This is a genomic window from Mesorhizobium sp. M0437, assembly GCF_040321335.1.
GTDB lineage: Bacteria > Pseudomonadota > Alphaproteobacteria > Rhizobiales > Rhizobiaceae > Mesorhizobium.
The window spans coordinates 36,028-53,675 of sequence record NZ_JAMYRK010000030.1 but is presented as its reverse complement, the minus strand read 5'-3'; the positions used below and the strand labels follow the sequence as shown (position 1 = coordinate 53,675).

At 64.2% G+C, this 17,648-nt stretch carries 14 protein-coding genes; 10 read left to right on the top strand and 4 right to left on the bottom strand.

Going from position 1 to position 17,648, the window contains the following annotated elements:
• Positions 1–13: 13 nt before the first annotated feature.
• From zwf to NKI72_RS19535, 3 genes are all read right to left on the bottom strand, one after another.
• Positions 14–1,390: a glucose-6-phosphate dehydrogenase gene (gene zwf, locus NKI72_RS19545; protein ID WP_352772220.1), complete on the bottom strand. Its 1,377-nt coding sequence runs from the start codon at positions 1,388–1,390 to the stop codon at positions 14–16.
• Positions 1,391–1,412: 22 nt separating this feature from the next.
• A complete protein-coding gene (gnd, locus tag NKI72_RS19540) occupies positions 1,413–2,429 on the bottom strand; it encodes a phosphogluconate dehydrogenase (NAD(+)-dependent, decarboxylating) (protein ID WP_352767430.1) in 1,017 nt (338 codons plus the stop codon).
• Between the two features lie 100 nt (positions 2,430–2,529).
• Positions 2,530–4,941 carry a glucan 1,4-alpha-glucosidase gene (locus NKI72_RS19535; RefSeq protein ID WP_352834698.1) on the bottom strand — a complete coding sequence of 804 codons (2,412 nt, stop codon included), beginning with the start codon at positions 4,939–4,941 and terminating at the stop codon, positions 2,530–2,532.
• A 219-nt stretch (positions 4,942–5,160) separates the two neighbouring features.
• Here NKI72_RS19535 and NKI72_RS19530 point away from each other — a divergent pair, with 219 nt between their 5' ends.
• The 5 genes from NKI72_RS19530 to NKI72_RS19510 all read left to right on the top strand — a co-directional run bounded on the left by NKI72_RS19530 (position 5,161) and on the right by NKI72_RS19510 (position 11,859).
• Entirely contained in the window at positions 5,161–6,174 is a 1,014-nt protein-coding gene (locus tag NKI72_RS19530) for an ABC transporter substrate-binding protein (RefSeq protein ID WP_352481006.1), read from the top strand.
• Between the two features lie 74 nt (positions 6,175–6,248).
• A complete protein-coding gene (locus tag NKI72_RS19525; RefSeq protein ID WP_352850529.1) occupies positions 6,249–7,742 on the top strand; it encodes a sugar ABC transporter ATP-binding protein in 1,494 nt (497 codons plus the stop codon).
• 1 nt (position 7,743) lies between these two features.
• Complete coding sequence (locus NKI72_RS19520; RefSeq protein WP_023678190.1) at positions 7,744–8,718, top strand: ABC transporter permease; 975 nt, start codon at positions 7,744–7,746, stop codon at positions 8,716–8,718.
• 2 nt (positions 8,719–8,720) lie between these two features.
• Positions 8,721–9,668 (top strand): ABC transporter permease, encoded by a 948-nt coding sequence (locus NKI72_RS19515; protein WP_352456288.1) that lies wholly within the window; start codon positions 8,721–8,723, stop codon positions 9,666–9,668.
• A 121-nt stretch (positions 9,669–9,789) separates the two neighbouring features.
• A complete protein-coding gene (locus NKI72_RS19510) occupies positions 9,790–11,859 on the top strand; it encodes a 3-hydroxyacyl-CoA dehydrogenase NAD-binding domain-containing protein (protein WP_352834696.1) in 2,070 nt (689 codons plus the stop codon).
• A gap of 8 nt (positions 11,860–11,867) precedes the next feature.
• Here the strand turns inward: NKI72_RS19510 and NKI72_RS19505 are convergent, their stop codons facing one another.
• A complete protein-coding gene (locus tag NKI72_RS19505; RefSeq protein ID WP_292657193.1) occupies positions 11,868–12,680 on the bottom strand; it encodes a helix-turn-helix domain-containing protein in 813 nt (270 codons plus the stop codon).
• Positions 12,681–12,794: 114 nt separating this feature from the next.
• Between NKI72_RS19505 and NKI72_RS19500 the strand changes: the two genes are divergently transcribed.
• The 5 genes from NKI72_RS19500 (at position 12,795) to NKI72_RS19480 (ending at position 17,595) form a co-directional block, all read left to right on the top strand.
• Positions 12,795–13,925, top strand: a complete 1,131-nt coding sequence (locus NKI72_RS19500; RefSeq protein WP_352540866.1) for an ABC transporter ATP-binding protein — start codon at positions 12,795–12,797, stop codon at positions 13,923–13,925.
• Positions 13,906–15,069, top strand: a complete 1,164-nt coding sequence (locus NKI72_RS19495; protein ID WP_352850521.1) for an ABC transporter substrate-binding protein — start codon at positions 13,906–13,908, stop codon at positions 15,067–15,069. The genes NKI72_RS19500 and NKI72_RS19495 overlap by 20 nt, the downstream gene beginning before the upstream one ends.
• Positions 15,070–15,145: 76 nt before the next feature.
• Positions 15,146–16,009: an ABC transporter permease gene (locus NKI72_RS19490; RefSeq protein ID WP_352834691.1), complete on the top strand. Its 864-nt coding sequence runs from the start codon at positions 15,146–15,148 to the stop codon at positions 16,007–16,009.
• On the top strand, positions 16,009–16,821 hold the full coding sequence (locus NKI72_RS19485; RefSeq protein ID WP_352834690.1) for an ABC transporter permease: 813 nt from the start codon (positions 16,009–16,011) through the stop codon (positions 16,819–16,821). The genes NKI72_RS19490 and NKI72_RS19485 overlap by 1 nt, the downstream gene beginning before the upstream one ends.
• 12 nt (positions 16,822–16,833) lie before the next feature.
• Positions 16,834–17,595 (top strand): SDR family NAD(P)-dependent oxidoreductase, encoded by a 762-nt coding sequence (locus tag NKI72_RS19480; RefSeq protein ID WP_352834687.1) that lies wholly within the window; start codon positions 16,834–16,836, stop codon positions 17,593–17,595.
• The last annotated feature ends 53 nt before the right edge of the window (positions 17,596–17,648 follow it).

Genomic DNA, 17,648 nt, shown 5'->3' with positions numbered 1-17,648 from the left:
CGCCTCCCAGAAATCATTTCGCCGGATTGATCCAGCCGTTCGGCGGCCCGAATCCAGCCATGGCTTCGGCCGGCCCCCATGTCTTTGGCGCGTAGACAGGGGGCGGCGTGGTGTCGCCGAGCACCGGGCCGACGATGCGCCAGGCGAGCTCGCTGGCGTCCTGGCGGGTGAACAGCTGGCCGTTGCCGTTCATGGCGTCGCCGATCAACCGCTCGTAAGGCGGCATGTCGCCCTTCGAATCGTCGAGCGCGGTGAGCTCGACCTGCTCACCGACCATGTCATCGCCGGGCGCCTTGCGCCGGGCTCCGATCGAGATCGCCACCTGAGGATCGATGCGGAAGCGCACGTGATTGCAGTCGCCGGGCTTGATCGGATCGAAGACGTCGAGCGGCGGCCGCTTCAGTTGCACGATGACCTCGGTGGCGTGCACCGGCAGGGATTTGCCGGCGCGAATGAAGAACGGCACATCCTGCCAGCGCCAGGTATCGACGAAAAAGCGCACCGCCGCGAAGGTCTCGACCGGCGAGTTCGGCGCCACGCCCGGCTCGTTGAGATAGCCGTCGAACTGCCCGCGCACCACATCGTCCCTGGTCAGCGTCCGGATCGCCCGCAGGACCTGCACCTTCTCGTCGATGAGATCGTCGGCCGAGCGGCCGACCGGCGGTTCCATGGCGAGCAGCAAGAGGATATTGAGCAGATGGTTTTCGATGACGTCGCGAATGCAGCCGACCTCGTCATAGAAGCGGCCGCGGCCCTCGACGCCGAAATCCTCGGCCATGGTGATCTGCACGCTCTCGACGTAATTGCGGTTCCAGATCGGCTCGAGGAAGGAATTGGCGAAGCGGAAATAGAGCAGGTTCTGGATCGCCTCCTTGCCGAGATAATGGTCGATGCGGAAGATCGACTTTTCATCGAAGACCAGATGCAGCACCCGGTTCAGCCAGCGCGCCGATTGCAGATCGTGGCCGAACGGCTTTTCCACCATCAGGCGCGCGCCCTGGGCGGCGCCCGACTGCTCCAGCCCCTGGACGACCACCTCGAACATCGCCGGCGGCACCGCCAGATAGTGCAGCGGCCGCTCAGCGCTGCCGAGCGCGGTCTTCAGCTTCTCGAAAGTCGCAGGCGCCCGATAGTCGCCACTGACATAGCGCAGCAACGATGCAAGCCTGGCAAAGATCTTGTCGTCGATGCTGCCCAAGGCGTTGACGATGCCGTCGCGGGCGCGCGCCTGCAGCTTGGCCAGGTCCCAGGGATCGAAGGCGACGCCGATCACCGGCTCGTTCAGCGTCCCTTTGGCCACCATGGCGTAAAGGGCGGGGAAGATCTTCTTGTGGGCGAGATCGCCGGTGGCGCCGAAAAGCACCAGCGTGTCCGATCGTTCCTGGCTCATGGGCGTGCCTCCCTGTCGCCCGTCACGAGCCGGCCTTGGGTTTTTCGACATGGCCGCCAAAGGCATAGCGCATGGCGGACAGAAGCTTGTCGGCGAATTCGGATTCGCCTTGCGAGGAGAACCTGTCGAACAGCGCCGAGGACAGCACCGGCGCCGGCACGCCGGTGTCGATCGCCGCCTTCAGCGTCCAGCGGCCTTCGCCGGAATCCGAGACCCGCCCGCCGAACTGCGTCAACGACGAATCGGCCTTCAGTACGCCGGCCGTCAGGTCGAGCAGCCACGAGCCGATGACGCTGCCGTGCCGCCAGACCTCGGCCACTTCAGCGATGTCGATGTCGAACTGGTAATATTGCGGGTTTTCCAGCGGGCTGGTTTCGGCATCGGCGGTGCGCTGCCGTTTGCCGACATTCGCCGACTTCAGGATGTTCATGCCTTCGGCATAGGCGGCCATAACGCCATATTCGATACCGTTATGGACCATCTTGACGAAATGGCCGGCGCCGCTTGGTCCGCAGTGAAGATAGCCGAAGGGCGAGGTTCCGGCATCCTTGGCAGGAGCGGGCGAAGCGGCGTCGGCGCCCGGCGCCAGCGTTGCGAAGACCGGATCGAGATGCTGGACCGCGCTGTCGGGGCCGCCGATCATCAGGCAGTAGCCGCGCTCGAGGCCCCAGACGCCGCCGCTGGTGCCGACATCGACATAGCTCAAGCCTTTCAAGGCGAGGCGCGCGGCGTGGTCGACGGCCTCGTGATAATAGGAATTGCCGCCGTCTATGATGATGTCGCCCGGCTCCATCAGGGCAGCCACCTGGTCGACGATCTTGCCGGTGATCGCCGCAGGCAGCATCAGCCAGGCGCTGCGCGGCTTCGCCAGCTTGCCGACGAACTCCTCCATCGAGGCGGCTCCGACCGCGCCGGCGCTCACAAGCGCGGCGACGCTCGCCGGGTTAATATCGTAGACGACGCATTCGTGGCCATCGCGCAGCAGGCGCCGAACCATGTTGGCGCCCATCCGGCCCAGTCCCATCATTCCTATCTGCATGGTCTCGTCCTGCCTTACTTGAGGGATCGATGATCTAGTGGCGCCGTGATTGAAGCATGATCTTGTCCGAAAACCGGTCTCCACTTTGCGGGGTCATGCTCTATCCTGTATCGCCGATGCCGACAGAAAAGTCAGCATTCTCCCAATGGCCGCTATCGGGCCAGAAGAAAGTGAAGACAATGCTATTGCCCGGGCTATTGCCTGGAGCAATCTCGGCAACCTGCAATTCCGCAAGATGGATGCCGAAAGCATTCGCGGTGGTCTCGGTGTCATGGACGGTTGCCCAATTGTCGCTGCTCCAATGAACCACCGCCCGGGCCAGAAGTTCGATGCGCAGCGCCTTGCCTGCCGGGATGGTACGGATCTTGTGGTTGAAGCGCCATGCCCTGAAGCGCGACACCGTCCTGCCCTCGATATAGCGCTTGACGCCTTGCGGCGGCATGTCGAACACCGTGCCGTCGCGCAGCGACCGCAGCAGCTTGATGTGCTCGGAATGCGCCCAGACCAGCGGCTTGGCGCTGCCGGAGGGCCCGCCATGCCGCAATTCGCGCTCCGGCATGTCGGGACCGTCCCAGACCTGCTCCGGTAGCAGGCCGCCCGGTCCGGCAGAGTTCTCGAACGTCCTGAGCAGGCTTGCCGCACTATCCCTGCGGCCTGCCGCCAGCTCGTAATGAGCGCGCTCGCCGACCAGCAGCGGCCAGGGCCGGCCCCGGCCGGTTCCATCGAAGGGCGCGCCGTCGGCATGCTCGCCATAGCCGTCGCCATTGTAGCGGTACCAGAGCGGGCCCTGCGGCAGCTCGCAGCGCAATTGCGCGTCGATGACCTTGACCGTGTCGAGGATGCGCGGATCGTCGGCCGCCCTGAGGCCGAAGCGGACCAGCGCCAGCGCATCCGGGCTGACGATCGCCTTGGCCGGCCGGTCCGTATCGGCCGGCGGGCGGTTCTTGATCGGGACGTAGCCGTCTTTCGGCGATGCCGCGCCGGCTTTGTCGGGCGGGGCGATCCGGACATAGTAGCCTTCGACGCTGGCTTGCTCGCATGCGGCGGTGCCGGCCACGTAGGTCCAGCGCTCGATCTGATCGTTCCAGACGTCGGCGGTTTCGCGCAGATAGTTTGCCGGCTCTGTTTTGCCGGCGGCATCGAAGATGTCCGCAGCCGCAAGCAATGCGGCGATCTCGACCGCAAGTGTGAACGGGCTGTAGCCGGCGTCTTCTTCCCAGCGGTCCTCGCCGGTGACCGGGCCGTTGCGCACGACATAGGCGGCAGCGCGCTCGATCATCGGCATGAAGGAGGAGAGTGCGGCAGGCGGCAAATGGCCGGCGCGGCGCAGTGCGTCGGCAAGCAGCAGCGGGAAGGCGCATTCGTCCATCTGGATGCCCGGCCAATAGGCCGATCCGTCGAGCCAGGCGTTCTGCGGCCAATGGCCGTCCGGCTGCTGGATCGAGCGCAGATAGCCAAGGATGCGCAAGGCTTCCGCCGGGTCGCCGGCAGCGAGGAAGCCGCCGGCGGTTTCGACCAGATCGCGCGGCCAGACCAGGTGATAGCCGCCGAGATCGTCGTCGCCCTTGTTGAAGCCCCACGGGATCGACAGGCTGGCAACGGCTGCTCCGGCGGACGACCGGTGTGTCGCCAGCACCGCCGTGCTGAGGCGGTAGCTGTTGAGGCCGGACGCCGCATGCCGGTCCAGCGGCAGCAATCCGGCCTGCCATTTGCGCCATTTGTCGACGTAGGATCCGGCTGCGGGCTCAAAACCTTGCCTCAGGCTGGCGAAAGCGGTTTCCGCCGCCTGTTGCGGCGTCGTGCCGAAGCCCAGCGCCAGCAATATTTTTGGGTTCGCAGCCGAAAAGGCGATCTCGCCGGTCAGCGCGACATTGCCGTCCTCGGCCCTGCGGCAGGCCGGATCGAGCCGGCCGCCTTGACCAAGCTGCTGCCAGCCGTCGGAGACGCCGACATAGCCGGCCGAGCACGCCTTCCACGGCACCGACGAGGCGAGCGCCAGGCAGGTGCCGCGTCCCGATGCAAACAGGACAGGCTGTCCTTCATGGTCGTCGATCCAGGCGGTGTTGCCCATGCCGGCGTTGACGAGGTGCGGTGCCAGCAGCGCGTAGACGCGGTAGTCGGCGGCCGCGCCTTTGAGCGGCGTGAACATAATCTCCTGCAGCAAGACGGGACGTTCCGGATCCGTCAGGATGCGCTTTTCGATCCTGTAGGTTCCATCGCTTGCGGTGTTGACCAGCTGGTAGGCAGGCACCCCGTCCGCCAGGGGTTCGATACTGTGTTCGGCATCGCGTTTTTCTTCCGAGAAATAGCCGTCGGGTCCGGTGACGATCAGCCCCAGATCGCGGGTGCATGCGCTATCGAGGCGCGGGTAGTAGATCTCGTTGAGGATACCGTGGCTGATGGTGAACCAGATCGGGCAGGCCGGCGAGAGCGCGGTGCCGACGCCGCTCTTGGCGCTCGAGGTCCAGCGTGCCGGAATGCCGGGTGCACCCGGGGCAAGGTTCGTCGCCATTCAAATCGGTCTCCAGTGCCATCCCTAGACCAGGAGTCGAACCGGTTTCAATGATTGCACCGCAAGTTGATCGCCGGCCATGGTTTGATGTTGACAGCTTGCCGCCTATCTGCATTTGTCTGATAATAGATAAAAAACAAGATTGTGAGCGTATCAGCCAATACCCACCAGCCAGCCATTAACCACCAGTAAGACAGCAACTCACGGGAGGAGTATGACATGAGGAAAATATTCGCTTTAGGAGCTCTTGCGGCGATGCTCGCCGCAGGTACCGCTCTTGCCGACACCAGCGGCAAGAAAATCGCTTTCTCCAACAATTACGCCGGCAATTCCTGGCGGCAGGCGATGCTGGACAGCTACGCCATCGTTACCAAGAAGGCGGTTGCCGACAAGGTGGTCGGCGCCGCGGACGTCTTCACGACGGCCGACAAGGAAGTGCCGACGCAGGCAGCCCAGGTGCAGAACCTGATCCTGCAGGGCTATGACGCGATCGTCATCAACGCGGCGTCTCCGGATGCGCTCAACGGCGCCATCAAGCAGGCCTGCGACGCCGGCATCGTCGTCGTTTCCTTCGACGGTATCGTCACCGAACCCTGCGCCTACCGCGTCGTCGTCGACTTCAAGGACATGGGCAAGCAGGAAGTCGAGCAGATGGCCAAGTTCCAGCCCAAGGGCGGCAACCTGCTGGAAATCCGCGGCCTCGCCGGCACTTCGATCGACGATGCCATCCATGCCGGCATCCTCGAAGGCGTCGCTGCCCATCCCGAGTTCAAGATCGTCGGCTCGGTGACCGGCGACTGGGACCAGACCACGGCACAGAAAGCCGTAGCGACGATCCTGCCTTCGCTGCCGGATGTTGTCGGGGTCGTCGACCAGGGCGGTGACGGCTACGGCGCGGCGCAGGCTTTCGCCGCCGCCGGCAAGCCACGCCCGACCATCATCATGGGCAATCGCCAGGACGAGTTGCAGTGGTGGAAGGAGCAGAAGGAAAAGGACGGTTACAAGACCTGGTCGGCATCGATCGCACCGGGCGTATCGACGCTTGCCTTCTGGGTGGCGCAGCAGGTGCTCGACGGCCGCACCGACGTGCCGCACGACCTGCTGGTGCCCTATCTTGCCTTCACCCAGGACGATTTCGAGGCCGCGCTGCCGAAGATTCCGAAGGGCGGCGTCGCCAGCCACGAATACACGCAGGAAGACGCCATCGCGGCGATCAAGGCCAACATCAAGTGAGCATGGCGCTATTGTTGCCGCCACGGATAACCGGGTATCGTTGAGGGATGCCCGAGGCCAATGCAGACATCATCATGCCGGATGGCGCCGAAAAGCTTTTCGGCGCCGTCAGTTTGGACATCATAAGACTGGACGGAGCCGAAAAACATTTCGGCGCCGTCAGGGCGCTCGCCGGTGTCGATTTCAGCGTTCGTGCCGGAGAATGCGTCGGTCTCGTCGGCCATAACGGCGCCGGAAAATCGACGCTCATGCATATGGTGGCGGGCACGCTTGCCCCCGACAGCGGGCAGATCGCGGTCCGCGGCGGTGTCGAGGCAAGTTATTCGGTGCCGCGCGCGCAGCAGCTCGGCATACGCTGTGTGTTCCAGGAGCTGTCGCTCTGCCCGAACCTCAGCGTCGCCGAGAACACGCGGATCAACCACGCGTCGCTGCATGGCTTCGGCTGGCGGCGCAAGGCGGCCGATCTGATCGCCGCCAAGCTCGACGAGATCTTCCCCGGCCACAGCATCTCGGCATCCGACATCGTCGGTGATCTTTCCATCACCAGCCGGCAGATGGTGGAGGTGGCGCGCGCCTTCACGGTCACGCAGGAGCCGCTCGAGCTGGTTATCCTCGACGAGCCGACATCCTCGCTCGACGCGCATACCGCCGGCCAGCTGCTGGCGTTCGTGCGCCGCTTCATCGCTGCCGGCAAGAGCTGCATCCTGATCTCGCATGTGTTGGGCGAAGTGCTCGGAAATGCCGACCGCATCGTGGTGATGCGCGACGGCAAGGTGGTCGCCGCCGGGCAGGCCGACGCCTTCGACCGCGACAGGCTGGTGACGGCGATGGGCGGAGCGGAGGCGCGCGAGAAGACCGCCGCAGAGATTGCGAGCGGCAAGCCGGAGCCCGGTCCGCTGCGGGTCCGGGCGCGCCCGGCGCGACAGCAGGACGGCAACGAGCTCGTCGCCCGTGCCGGTGAGATCATCGGCCTTGCCGGACTTGCCGGGCATGGGCAGACCGATCTTTTGCTGGCTATCTTTGCTGCGGCTTCCCGTGCCAAGACCGGCATCGAGGTCACCGCGCCGGTGGCGCTGGTTGCCGGCGACCGCCAGTCGGACGGGATTTTTCCGCAATGGTCGATTGCCGAGAACATTGGCATCCGTTCGCTGGCGCGATTGCGCAACGGCCTCTTGATCTCGCCGCAGCGCGAAGCCGAGCTCGCCGAGTTGTGGCAGCGGAAAATCGGCATCCGTACGCCCGACATGAACAACAACATCTTCTCGCTGTCCGGCGGCAACCAGCAGAAGGCGCTGTTCGCGCGGGCGCTCGGCTCCGACGCCAAGATCGTGCTGATGGACGATCCGATGCGCGGCGTCGACATTGGCACCAAGCTCGAAGTCTACGACCTGGTGCGCGAGGAGGCTCGCCATGGCCGCACTTTCCTATGGTACACCACCGAAACCGAAGAGCTCGACAATTGCGACCACATCTATGTGTTCAAGAACGGCCGGATCGTCGCCAAGCTTCATCGCGACGAACTGACGGAGGAAAAGATCATCCAGTCGTCGTTCGGCGATGCGGCCTGAGATGACAGCGGTATCCGTCGAGAATGGGCTAAAATCTTCGGCTCGCGCCACGAGGCGGGCGCGCATGCTGCGCAGCCTGCTGCCGGCACTGTCGCTGGCGCTGGTGCTCATCGCCATCGCCTGGCTCAACCCGCGCGCCATCAGCTATTTCGGTTTCAGCCTGATGCTCAATCTGGCGATCCCGATCGCTCTGGCGACGATCGCGCAGATGTTCGTCATCGCCGGCAACGAGCTCGATCTGTCGATCGGCACCTTTGTCGGCTTCGTCGGCTGCGTGACGGCGACATGGCTGAAGGACGCGCCGCTGCTCGGCGTCGTGATCCTGCTCGGGTCGATCGGCGTCTACGCGCTGCTCGGCGCGCTGATCCATCTGCGCAACCTGCCCTCTATCGTGGTGACGCTCGGCATGAGTTTTGTCTGGCAGGGCATGGCCATCCTGATCCTGCCCAAGCCCGGCGGCAAGGCGCCGGACTGGCTGCTGGCGCTGATGGCCTTCAAGCCACCCTTCATTCCGTTCCCGATCATCGCGGCATTGCTGATCGCAGCCGTCGTCCATTTTGGCCTGATGCGCACCTCCTACGGCGTCATCCTGCGTGGATCGGGCGGCAATTCAGCCGCACTCAAGCGCGCCGGCTGGTCGCTGCTGCGCACCAAGATCGCGCTGTTTGCGCTGACCGGCCTGTTCGGCGTTTTGTCCGGCATGGCGCTGATCGGCATCACCACCTCGGCCGATGCCAATATCGGCAATGGCTACACGCTGCTTTCGATCGCCGGCGTCATCCTCGGCGGCGGCGAGTTCGTCGGCGGCCGGGTGTCGCCGATCGGCGCCGTCATCGGCGCGCTGACGCTGGCGCTGGCGGCATCGCCGCTCTTGACGTTCATGCACATTCCGCCCGACTGGCAGGTGGCCGCCAACGGCGCCATCCTGATCATCGTGCTGGCGGCGCGGGTGCTGATCAGCCGCAGGGAGAGGTGAGCATGGCATCGCTGCGGACACTGCTCGCCAGACCCTGGATCTGGTCGTTTTTCGGGGCGCTGCTGGTGTGGCTGGCGACCATCGCCTTCACCGGCGGCTATGGCGGCGGCGGCATGATCACGGCGGCGCTGTCGCTCGCCGTCTTCACGGTCATCGTCGGCGTCGGGCAGATGTTCGTCATCACGCTCGGGCCGGGCAATGTCGACCTGTCGCTGCCGGCCAATATCGGCCTTGCCAGCGCCGTCGCCATGAAGGTCATGGACGGCAATGATGCGATGATCGCGGTCGGCCTGCTGGCAGCGCTTGCCTGCGGCATGGCGATCGGCGCCGTCAACTATCTGCTGATCTGGGCGCTGCGCATTCCGCCGATCATCGCGACGCTGTCGGCCAGCTTCGTCATCCAGTCGGTCGATATCAGCTATGGGCGGGGCCTGCAGATCAAGCCGCCGCCGGGCTTTGCCGATTTCACCAACTGGCAGATCTTCGGCATTCCGGTGCTGGCGATCCTCACCGTGCTGTTCACCATCGGCGCCGGCATCGTTTTGCAGCGCATGATCTACGGACGCTCGGTGCTGGCGATCGGCCAGAACATCCGCGCTGCCTGGCTGGCCGGCGTCAATGTCGGCCGCACCCGCTTCCTCACCTACACGCTGTCGGGCGCGCTCGGCGGCCTCGACGGCGCACTGCTCGCCGGCTATTTCCGCGGCGCCAATGTCGATATCGGCAATGAGTATCTGCTGGCCTCGATCGCCGTCGTCGTCATCGGCGGCACGTCGGTGGCGGGCGGCAAGGCTAATGTGCCGGGGGTCTGGGGCGCGGCGCTGTTCCTGGTGCTGCTGTTGACCATGCTCAACACGTTCGGCGTCAGCGTCGGCGTCCGCCTGGTGCTGACCGGGCTGATCATCGTCGGCGTCATCACCGCCGCCGGTGGGCAGAAGGCGCTGCGCTAAGGCAAGGCCACCCGGCGGCGAGGGGATATCGATGCGGCCCGCAAAACACGTGGTTCCCATCCGCATGCCAGCGCTGTAAATCCCGTCGCGCTATTGGCCAACATCATTGCGTGAGGTTTGCGTGTCCGATTTCGTCAGCACTACAAGGCACGGCAACGTCGCGGTGGTGAGCATCGACAATCCGCCGGTCAACGCGCTGAGCTTCCATGTGCGCGAGCCGCTGATGCAGGCGCTCTTTTCCCTGCGCGACGAGCCGTCGGTCGGAGCAATCGTGATAGCATGCGCCGGGCGGACCTTCGTCGCCGGCGCCGACATCACCGAATTCGGCAAGCCGGCGCGGCAACCGGACCTGGGCGCCCTAGTCGCCATGCTGGAAACCATCGCCAAGCCGACGGTCGCGGCCATTCACGGCACTGCGCTCGGCGGCGGCCTGGAACTGGCACTCGGCTGCCATTTCCGTGTTGCCGACCGAACGGCAAGGCTCGGCCTGCCGGAAGTCAAGCTCGGCCTGCTGCCGGGCGGCGGCGGCACGGTTCGCCTGCCGCGCCTGGTTGGTCCGCTGAAGGCACTCAGCATGATCGTTTCGGGAACGCCGATCGGTGCGGCCGAGGCGCTCGCCGCCGGCCTGGTGGATGCCGTCTTCGATGGCGACCTGACCGCGCAAGCGGTGAGTTTCGCCAACGAAACGGCCGCGAAAGGCGGTCCGTTCACGCCGGTGCGCGACCGCAATGATCGCCTCGACCAGGCCGACTTGCCGGCGTTCGACAAGGAAGCGGCAGTGCTTGCCGGCAAAGCACGCGGCCTCGAGGCGCCGATCGCCTGTGCGCAGTCGGTCCGCAACGCCCTGACGCTGCCCTTCGACGAAGCGCTGGCGGCGGAGCGCGACCTGTTCGTCAAGCTTGTCGCCGGGGACCAATCACGCGCGCAGCGGCATCTGTTCTTCGCTGAACGTGAGGCGGCAAAGATTGCCGGCAAGGACGTCGCCAGGCGCAAGATCGCCCGGGTCGGCGTCATCGGCGCCGGCACAATGGGCGGCGGCATCGCCATGGCGTTCGCCAACGGCGGCGTCCCCGTGACCTTGCTGGAAGCGACACACGAGGCCTTGCAGCGCGGGCTGGCGACGATCAACAAGAATTATGCCGTTTCCGTCATCCGCGGCTCGCTGAGCGAAGACGCCAAGCGCCAACGGCTTGGGTTGTTCAAGGCTTCCACCGACTATGCCGATCTTGCCGATTGCGACCTGATCGTCGAGGCCGTGTTCGAGGAGATGGCGGTCAAGAAGGAGGTCTTCGGCAGGCTCGATGCCGTGGCCAAACCGGACGCGATCCTCGCCACCAACACCTCCTATCTCGACGTCAACGAAATCGCCGCTTCGACGTCGCGGCCGCAAGATCTCCTCGGCATGCATTTCTTTTCGCCGGCTAACGTCATGAAGCTTTTGGAAATCGTCCGCGCCGACAAGACTTCGACCGACGTGCTGGCGACCATCGTCGATCTGGCACGGCGGATCGGCAAGGTGCCGGTCGTTGTCGGCGTCTGCCACGGCTTCGTCGGCAACCGCATGCTGGCGGCGCGCGGTGCGGAACTGGAGACGCTTCTGCTCGAAGGCGCAATGCCGCGCCAGGTCGACCAGGTGTTCACCGATTTCGGCTGGCCGATGGGGCCGTTCGAGATGAGCGATCTCGCCGGCCTCGACATAGGCTGGCGCAACCGCAAGGCGCGTGGCCAGACGGCCGTGATCGCCGATGCGTTGTGCGAACAGGGACATTTCGGCCAGAAGACCGGCAGCGGCTTCTATCGCTATGAAGGCGGTTCGCGCACGCCGCTGCCCGATCCCGATGTCGAGGCGCTGATCCGCAACAAGGCTGCCGAGCGCGGTGTTGCACCGCGCGCGATCGGCGCCGAGGAGATCATCGAGCGGACGCTCTATCCGATGATCAACGAGGGCGCCAAAATCCTCAAGGAAAAGATTGCCGCCCGCGCCTCCGATATCGACGTCGTCTGGGTCAACGGCTACGGCTTCCCGGTCGGCAAGGGCGGGCCGATGTTCTGGGCGAGCCTCGAAGGCGTGGACAAGATCATCCAGCGGCTGGATCACTGGCACCAGCAGACCGGCAAGGATGTCTTTCGAGTGGCACCCCGGCTCAGGCAAATGGCCGAAACCGGTTCCTGGGACGGCGCTGCCGGCTGAACTTGGGACTACCGAATCCGTGCGTCCATGATCTCGACAAAACGCGCGAACAGACCCGCCTGCGACTTTATCTTGAGCTTGCGGTAAATGTTGCGGCGATGAACTTTTACGGTTCCCGGCACGATGCGCATCGCCCTGGCAATCGATTCCGTGGAATGGCCCTGAAGCACCAGATCGACGACATGCTGTTCGCGCGGCGTGAGCGAAAGGCTCTTCCAGATGTGAGCACGTTCGAACTCACTGACCGGAGCAATCGCCTCGTCTTGCTTCGTCCCAACCGGTCCGTCAGCCGGAAGGGTAGGCCAGCGCAGCCTGACGAGGCTGATCACCGCAGGCGCCATGTCGCGCAGCAACCTGGCATCGGCGGTTCCGAACGGCCCCGAAGCGCGCAATCGCATTAGCGAGACCACCAGCGCGTCCTTTCCCGGCAGCGGCACGAAAAAGCCGACCTCCTCCGCAAGCCTGGTCTGGCTGTAATAGGAGCGGTAATATTCGCTGGCATAGAAGCGATCCGGCGCCAATTCGCGCATGCGCCAAAAGCCTTCCTTGCGCTCGACTGCCGCATGGTGGAACGGATCGAGCAGATAAGGCCCTTCCTGATAGAGCGCAACGAAGACGTGGCTTTCGGCCGGCGAGAATGTCTCGAACAGCAGCGGCGGGCGTGAGGCGCCGCGATAGCCGAAGATCACGCAATGATCGAAGCTGACATGCTGGCGGAGCCAGGCGACCATCGCCTTGCCGAAAAGCTCGCCGCTCGTCTCCCGCGTCGCTGCGATGAGCGCAGCGAGCCGGCTGTATTCATCGCTGCGTGAAACGCCCAATTCATACCCCTCCATACGAGAAAATAGACGAAATATACCACCTGGGAGGTATATACTAGCCGCCATTGGCTCTGATAGCGTTTCGAGACCAACTAGCCGCTGGAGCCCGCAGCTTTGACCGCAGTGCCCGACATCGAGTTTCGCGGGGTCACCAAACGCTACGGCAGCGTGATCGCGGTCAGCGGCATCGATCTTGCCATCCCGCCGTCTGCCTTTGTCGCGTTGCTCGGGCCGTCCGGCTGCGGCAAGACAACCTGTTTGCGCATGATCGGCGGTTTCGAACAGCCAAGCGAAGGTGTGGTATTCATCCGTGGCCGCGACATGGCCGGCACGCCGCCCTATCGGCGGCCGGTCAACATGGTGTTCCAGCAATATGCGTTGTTTCCGCATCTGGATGTGGCGGACAACGTCGCCTATGGCCTACGCCAGGCGCGGCCGCGCCTGTCGTCGCGGGAGATCAGCCTGAAGGCAGGCGAGGCGCTCGCCATGGTTCGGCTTGCGGGCTATGGACGCCGCAAGATCCATGAGCTTTCCGGCGGCCAGCAGCAGCGTGTCGCCCTGGCGCGGGCGCTGGTCAACAAGCCGGCGGTGCTGCTGCTCGACGAGCCCCTGGCGGCGCTCGACAAGAAGCTGCGCACCGACATGCAGATAGAGCTGCAGAACCTGCAGCGCGAGATCGGCATCACCTTCGTCCTGGTCACCCACGATCAGGAAGAGGCACTGTCGATGAGCGATTTCGTCTGCGTCATGAATGGCGGGCGCATCGTCCAGCTTGGGCAGCCGAGCGAAATCTACGATGAACCCGCCGACCTCTTCGTCGCCGATTTCGTCGGCAAGACCAATCTCTTGAGCGGCAAGGTCGTCGGGCTCTCGGGCAAGCTCGTCGAGATAGCGCTTGCCGACGGCACCGTCATCGCCGCGCGCAAGCGCACTTCGCTAGCCCAGGGCGAAGCCGTCTCGGTCAGCCTGCGTCCTGAATCCTTAAGTCTCGGCGCGCCCGGAAGCGGCCGGCTGAACGGGCTTGTCCGCAACCGGATCTTTCTCGGTTCCACCGCGGAATATGCAATCGAGGTCCAAGGCATCGGGACACTGCTCGCCAAGGCCGATCATCTGGTTGGCGGTGGAAATCTCTTCAAGCCGGGTGAACCCGTCGCCGTCGGCTTTACAGCCGGAACGCCGCTGGCGTTTCCGGAGAATAACGGGACCAACCAGAGGGAAAACAAAAATGTCGAAATCGTATCGTGACGGACTGCCGATAAGCCCTGAAAAATTCGTCGACCAGTTGATGCGCCTCAAGCGCGGTTCCATCGGCCGCCGCGAGTTCCTTGGCCTCACCGGCCTAGGCATCGCAACGGCAGTAATGGCCCGCGAACTCGGCATCATGCCGTCGCCAGCCTTCGCCCAGGAGGGGCTTGGCGACCGCATGTCGATTGCCACCTGGCCCAATTATCACGACCCGGCGACGTTCGAGAATTTCAAGGCCGAAACCGGCGTTGCCGTCGAGGTGAACGTGTTCGGGTCAAACGAGGAGATGCTGGCCAAGCTGCAGGCCGGCGCCTCGGGCTGGAGCCTTTTCGTTCCGACCAACTACACGATCTCGACTTACAAGAAGCTTGGCATCATCGAGGCGCTGGATATGGCCAAGCTTGCCAATTATGACGGCTCGCAAGAAGACCCGCGCTTCACTGGGGAAGGCACGATCGATGGCGTGACCTACGCGGTGCCGAAGAATTGGGGCACCACCGGCTTTGCCGTCAACACCAAGAAACTGACCAAGCCGATGACAAGCTGGAAGGAATTCTGGGACACGGCCATGGCGGAGGGCGACGGCCGGACCATGGTTCATGATTACCAGCTGACCACGATCGGCATCGCGCTGAAATATTTCGGCTTCTCGTTCAACTCGCTGAAGCCGGACGAACTCGCCAAGGCGGAGGAATTGCTGCTGAAGGTCAAGCCGCATCTGTTCGCGGTCTCCAGCGACTACCAGCCGTCGATGCGTGCCGGCGACGCCTGGATGACGATGTGCTGGACCAATGACGGGGCGCAGCTCCACCGCGACATCCCCGAAATCGCCTACGTGCTTGGCAAGGAAGGCGGCGAGATCTGGACCGACTTCTACGCAATACCCAAGGATGCGCCGAACAAGCCTGCCGGCTATGCCTTGCTCAACTATTTGATGAACCCGAAAGTCGCGGTCAAGGAGCACCTGGCCAACGGCGCGCCTTCCACCGATGCGCGGGTCAATGCGCTGCTGCCCAAGGAGGTGCTGGACAATCCGATCCTCTATCCGGCGGCGGATCTGCTGAAGCCGCTCGAATTCGGTGCGGCTGCAACGCTAACCGATCCGGGCCGGGCCGAATTGATGGCACGCTTCAAGTCGGCTTGAACCTGGCAGGCCACAGGCTCGTTGCAGGCAACTCCCCGGCGGACAGATGTCCGCCGGCACCGGGGCGGTTTTTTCAATGCGCAGCAATGTCCTTCGTCACAATCTCCTGACCGCCCTGCTGCTCGGTCCAGCAACTGCGTGGCTGGTGGTGTTTTTAGTTTTGCCGTTCGTGGCGATTGCCGTTTTCAGCGTCGGCGAGCGGGCGCCGGAAGGCGGCTATCAGGCCGCTTTCACCTTGGCGCAGTTTGCCAATCTTCCGGCGCGGGCGACCGCCTTCTGGAACACCATGGTGCTGGCGCCGGCGGGCGCACTGGCCTGTCTTCTCGTTGCCTATCCGGTCGCCTATTACCTCGCTTTGCGCGCACCGGAACGGTGGCAGCTGATCCTGCTGGCACTTGTCGTCATCCCGTTCTGGACCAGCCTGCTGATGCGAACCTATGCCTGGATGTATGTGCTTGGCGGGCGCGGCATCCCAGCTCTCCTGGCCTATGTCGGGATGGAGGACGTGCGGCTGATCAACACGCCGGGAGCGGTTCTGCTCGGCATCGTCTATGGTTATCTGCCGCTGATGATCCTGCCGATCTATGTCAGCCTCGAGCGGCTCGACCGCCGGCTGCTGGAGGCCTCCGCCGATCTCGGCGCGACGCCGATCTCGACATTCCTCGGCGTGACGCTGCGGCTGTCGCTGCCAGGTGTGATGACCGGCTTCTCGCTGGTCATGATCCTGCTGCTCGGCGAATATCTGATCCCGACGCTACTCGGCGGCGGCAAGGTCTTCTTCATCGGCAACGCGCTGGTCGATCTGTTCCTGCAATCGCGCAATTGGCCATTCGGATCGGCAATCGCCATCACACTTGTGGCGGTTTCAGTGGTCGTGCTGCTTGCCGCGAACCGCATTTCGACCCGGCTTTCGGGTGCCCGCCGGGTGGACCTGATCTGATGCGTGCCTTCGTCGTTGCGGTCTTTGCCTTTCTCTACCTGCCGATCGCGCTGGTGGTGCTGTTTTCGTTCAACGCCGGCCACCACGCCAGCGAGTTCACTGGCTTCTCGGTGCAATGGTACGGCAAGGCACTGGCAAACCCGTTCCTGGTCGAAGCGCTGAAGAACAGCCTGTTCATCGCCACGACCAGCGCCTTGCTGGCGGCGCTGTGCGGCACGGCCGCCGCGCTTGGCCTGGCGCGTGTCGGCGCGCGGACGCGAGCCGTGTTCGATGCGCTTTTGGGTGCTGCGATCGTCGTTCCTGGTGTCGTCATCGGCATCTCGACGCTGGTCGCGCTGGTCCAGCTATTCGGGGTGGTCAACCCGTTTGTCGCTTCGCTGTGGCCGAACGACCAGCCACCGCGCCTGGCGCTCGGCTATGGCTCGATCATCGCCGCGCACGGGCTGTTTTCGATGGCGCTGGTGGCGATGATTGTCAGCACGCGCCTCGGCAGCCTCGACCGCAATCTGGTCGAGGCCTCGAGCGATCTTTACGCCACCCCGCTGACGACGTTCCGCAGCATCGTGTTGCCGCAGATCATGCCGGCGGTGATCGCCGGCTTCCTGCTCGCCTTCACATTCTCCTTCGACGATTTCATCGTCGCTTTCTTCGTCGCCGGCGCACAGACGACGTTGCCGATCTATGTCTTCGCCTCGATCCGGCGCGGGGTCACGCCGGAGATCAATGCCATCGCGACGATCGTGCTCGTCGCCTCCGTTGTGCTCGTGGTGGTTGCCCAATGGCAACTGCGGCAACGAAAACCATCACACTGAAAGATAAAAAACATGATTCTGAGAGATCGCATCGCCGTGGTGACGGGTGCCGGGTCGGGGATCGGGCGTGCCGGGGCCATGATGATGGCCAGGGAAGGTGCGCTCGTGGTGATCGCCGACAGGGACCAGGCGGCGGGGGAAGCAACCGCTTCCGACGTTCGTGCGGCCGGCGGTCGGGCCGAGGCCGTCGCCACCGACGTCGGCGAGGATGCGGCGGTCGAGCAGCTCATTGCGAGAACGCTGGGCCGGCATCGGCGGATCGACATCCTGCACAATCATGCCGGGATCCAGGTCGGCGGCACGCTGACCGAAGTCGGCGCCGACGGCATGGATGCCTCCTGGCGGATCAATGTGCGGGCGCAGTTCCTGGCGGCCAGGCTGGTCATGCCGTCGATGATCGCGCAAGGCGGCGGGGTGATCCTGAATACCGCCTCAAATTCGGGTGTGTTCTACGACCGCGAAATGATCGCCTACGCAACGTCAAAACATGCAGTGGTGGCGATGACCCGGCAGATGTCGCTCGACTATGCCAAACACAATGTCCGCATCAACGCGCTGTGCCCCGGCTGGGTCGATACGCCCTTCAACGAGCCGTTCATCGCGCAGATGGGCGGGCGGGCGGCGATCGAGAACTATGTCCGCACCAAAATTCCCATGCAGCGCTGGGCCAGCGCGGAGGAAATCGCCGAAGCGATCCTGTTCCTCGTCTCCGACCGCTCGTCCTTCATGACCGGCCAGGCGCTGGTGATCGACGGTGGAGAAAGCATCGGCTGATCCGCCGCTCCCGGCGGGCGGCAGCTGAAATTCTCTTTGGCCTAACGGCCGGC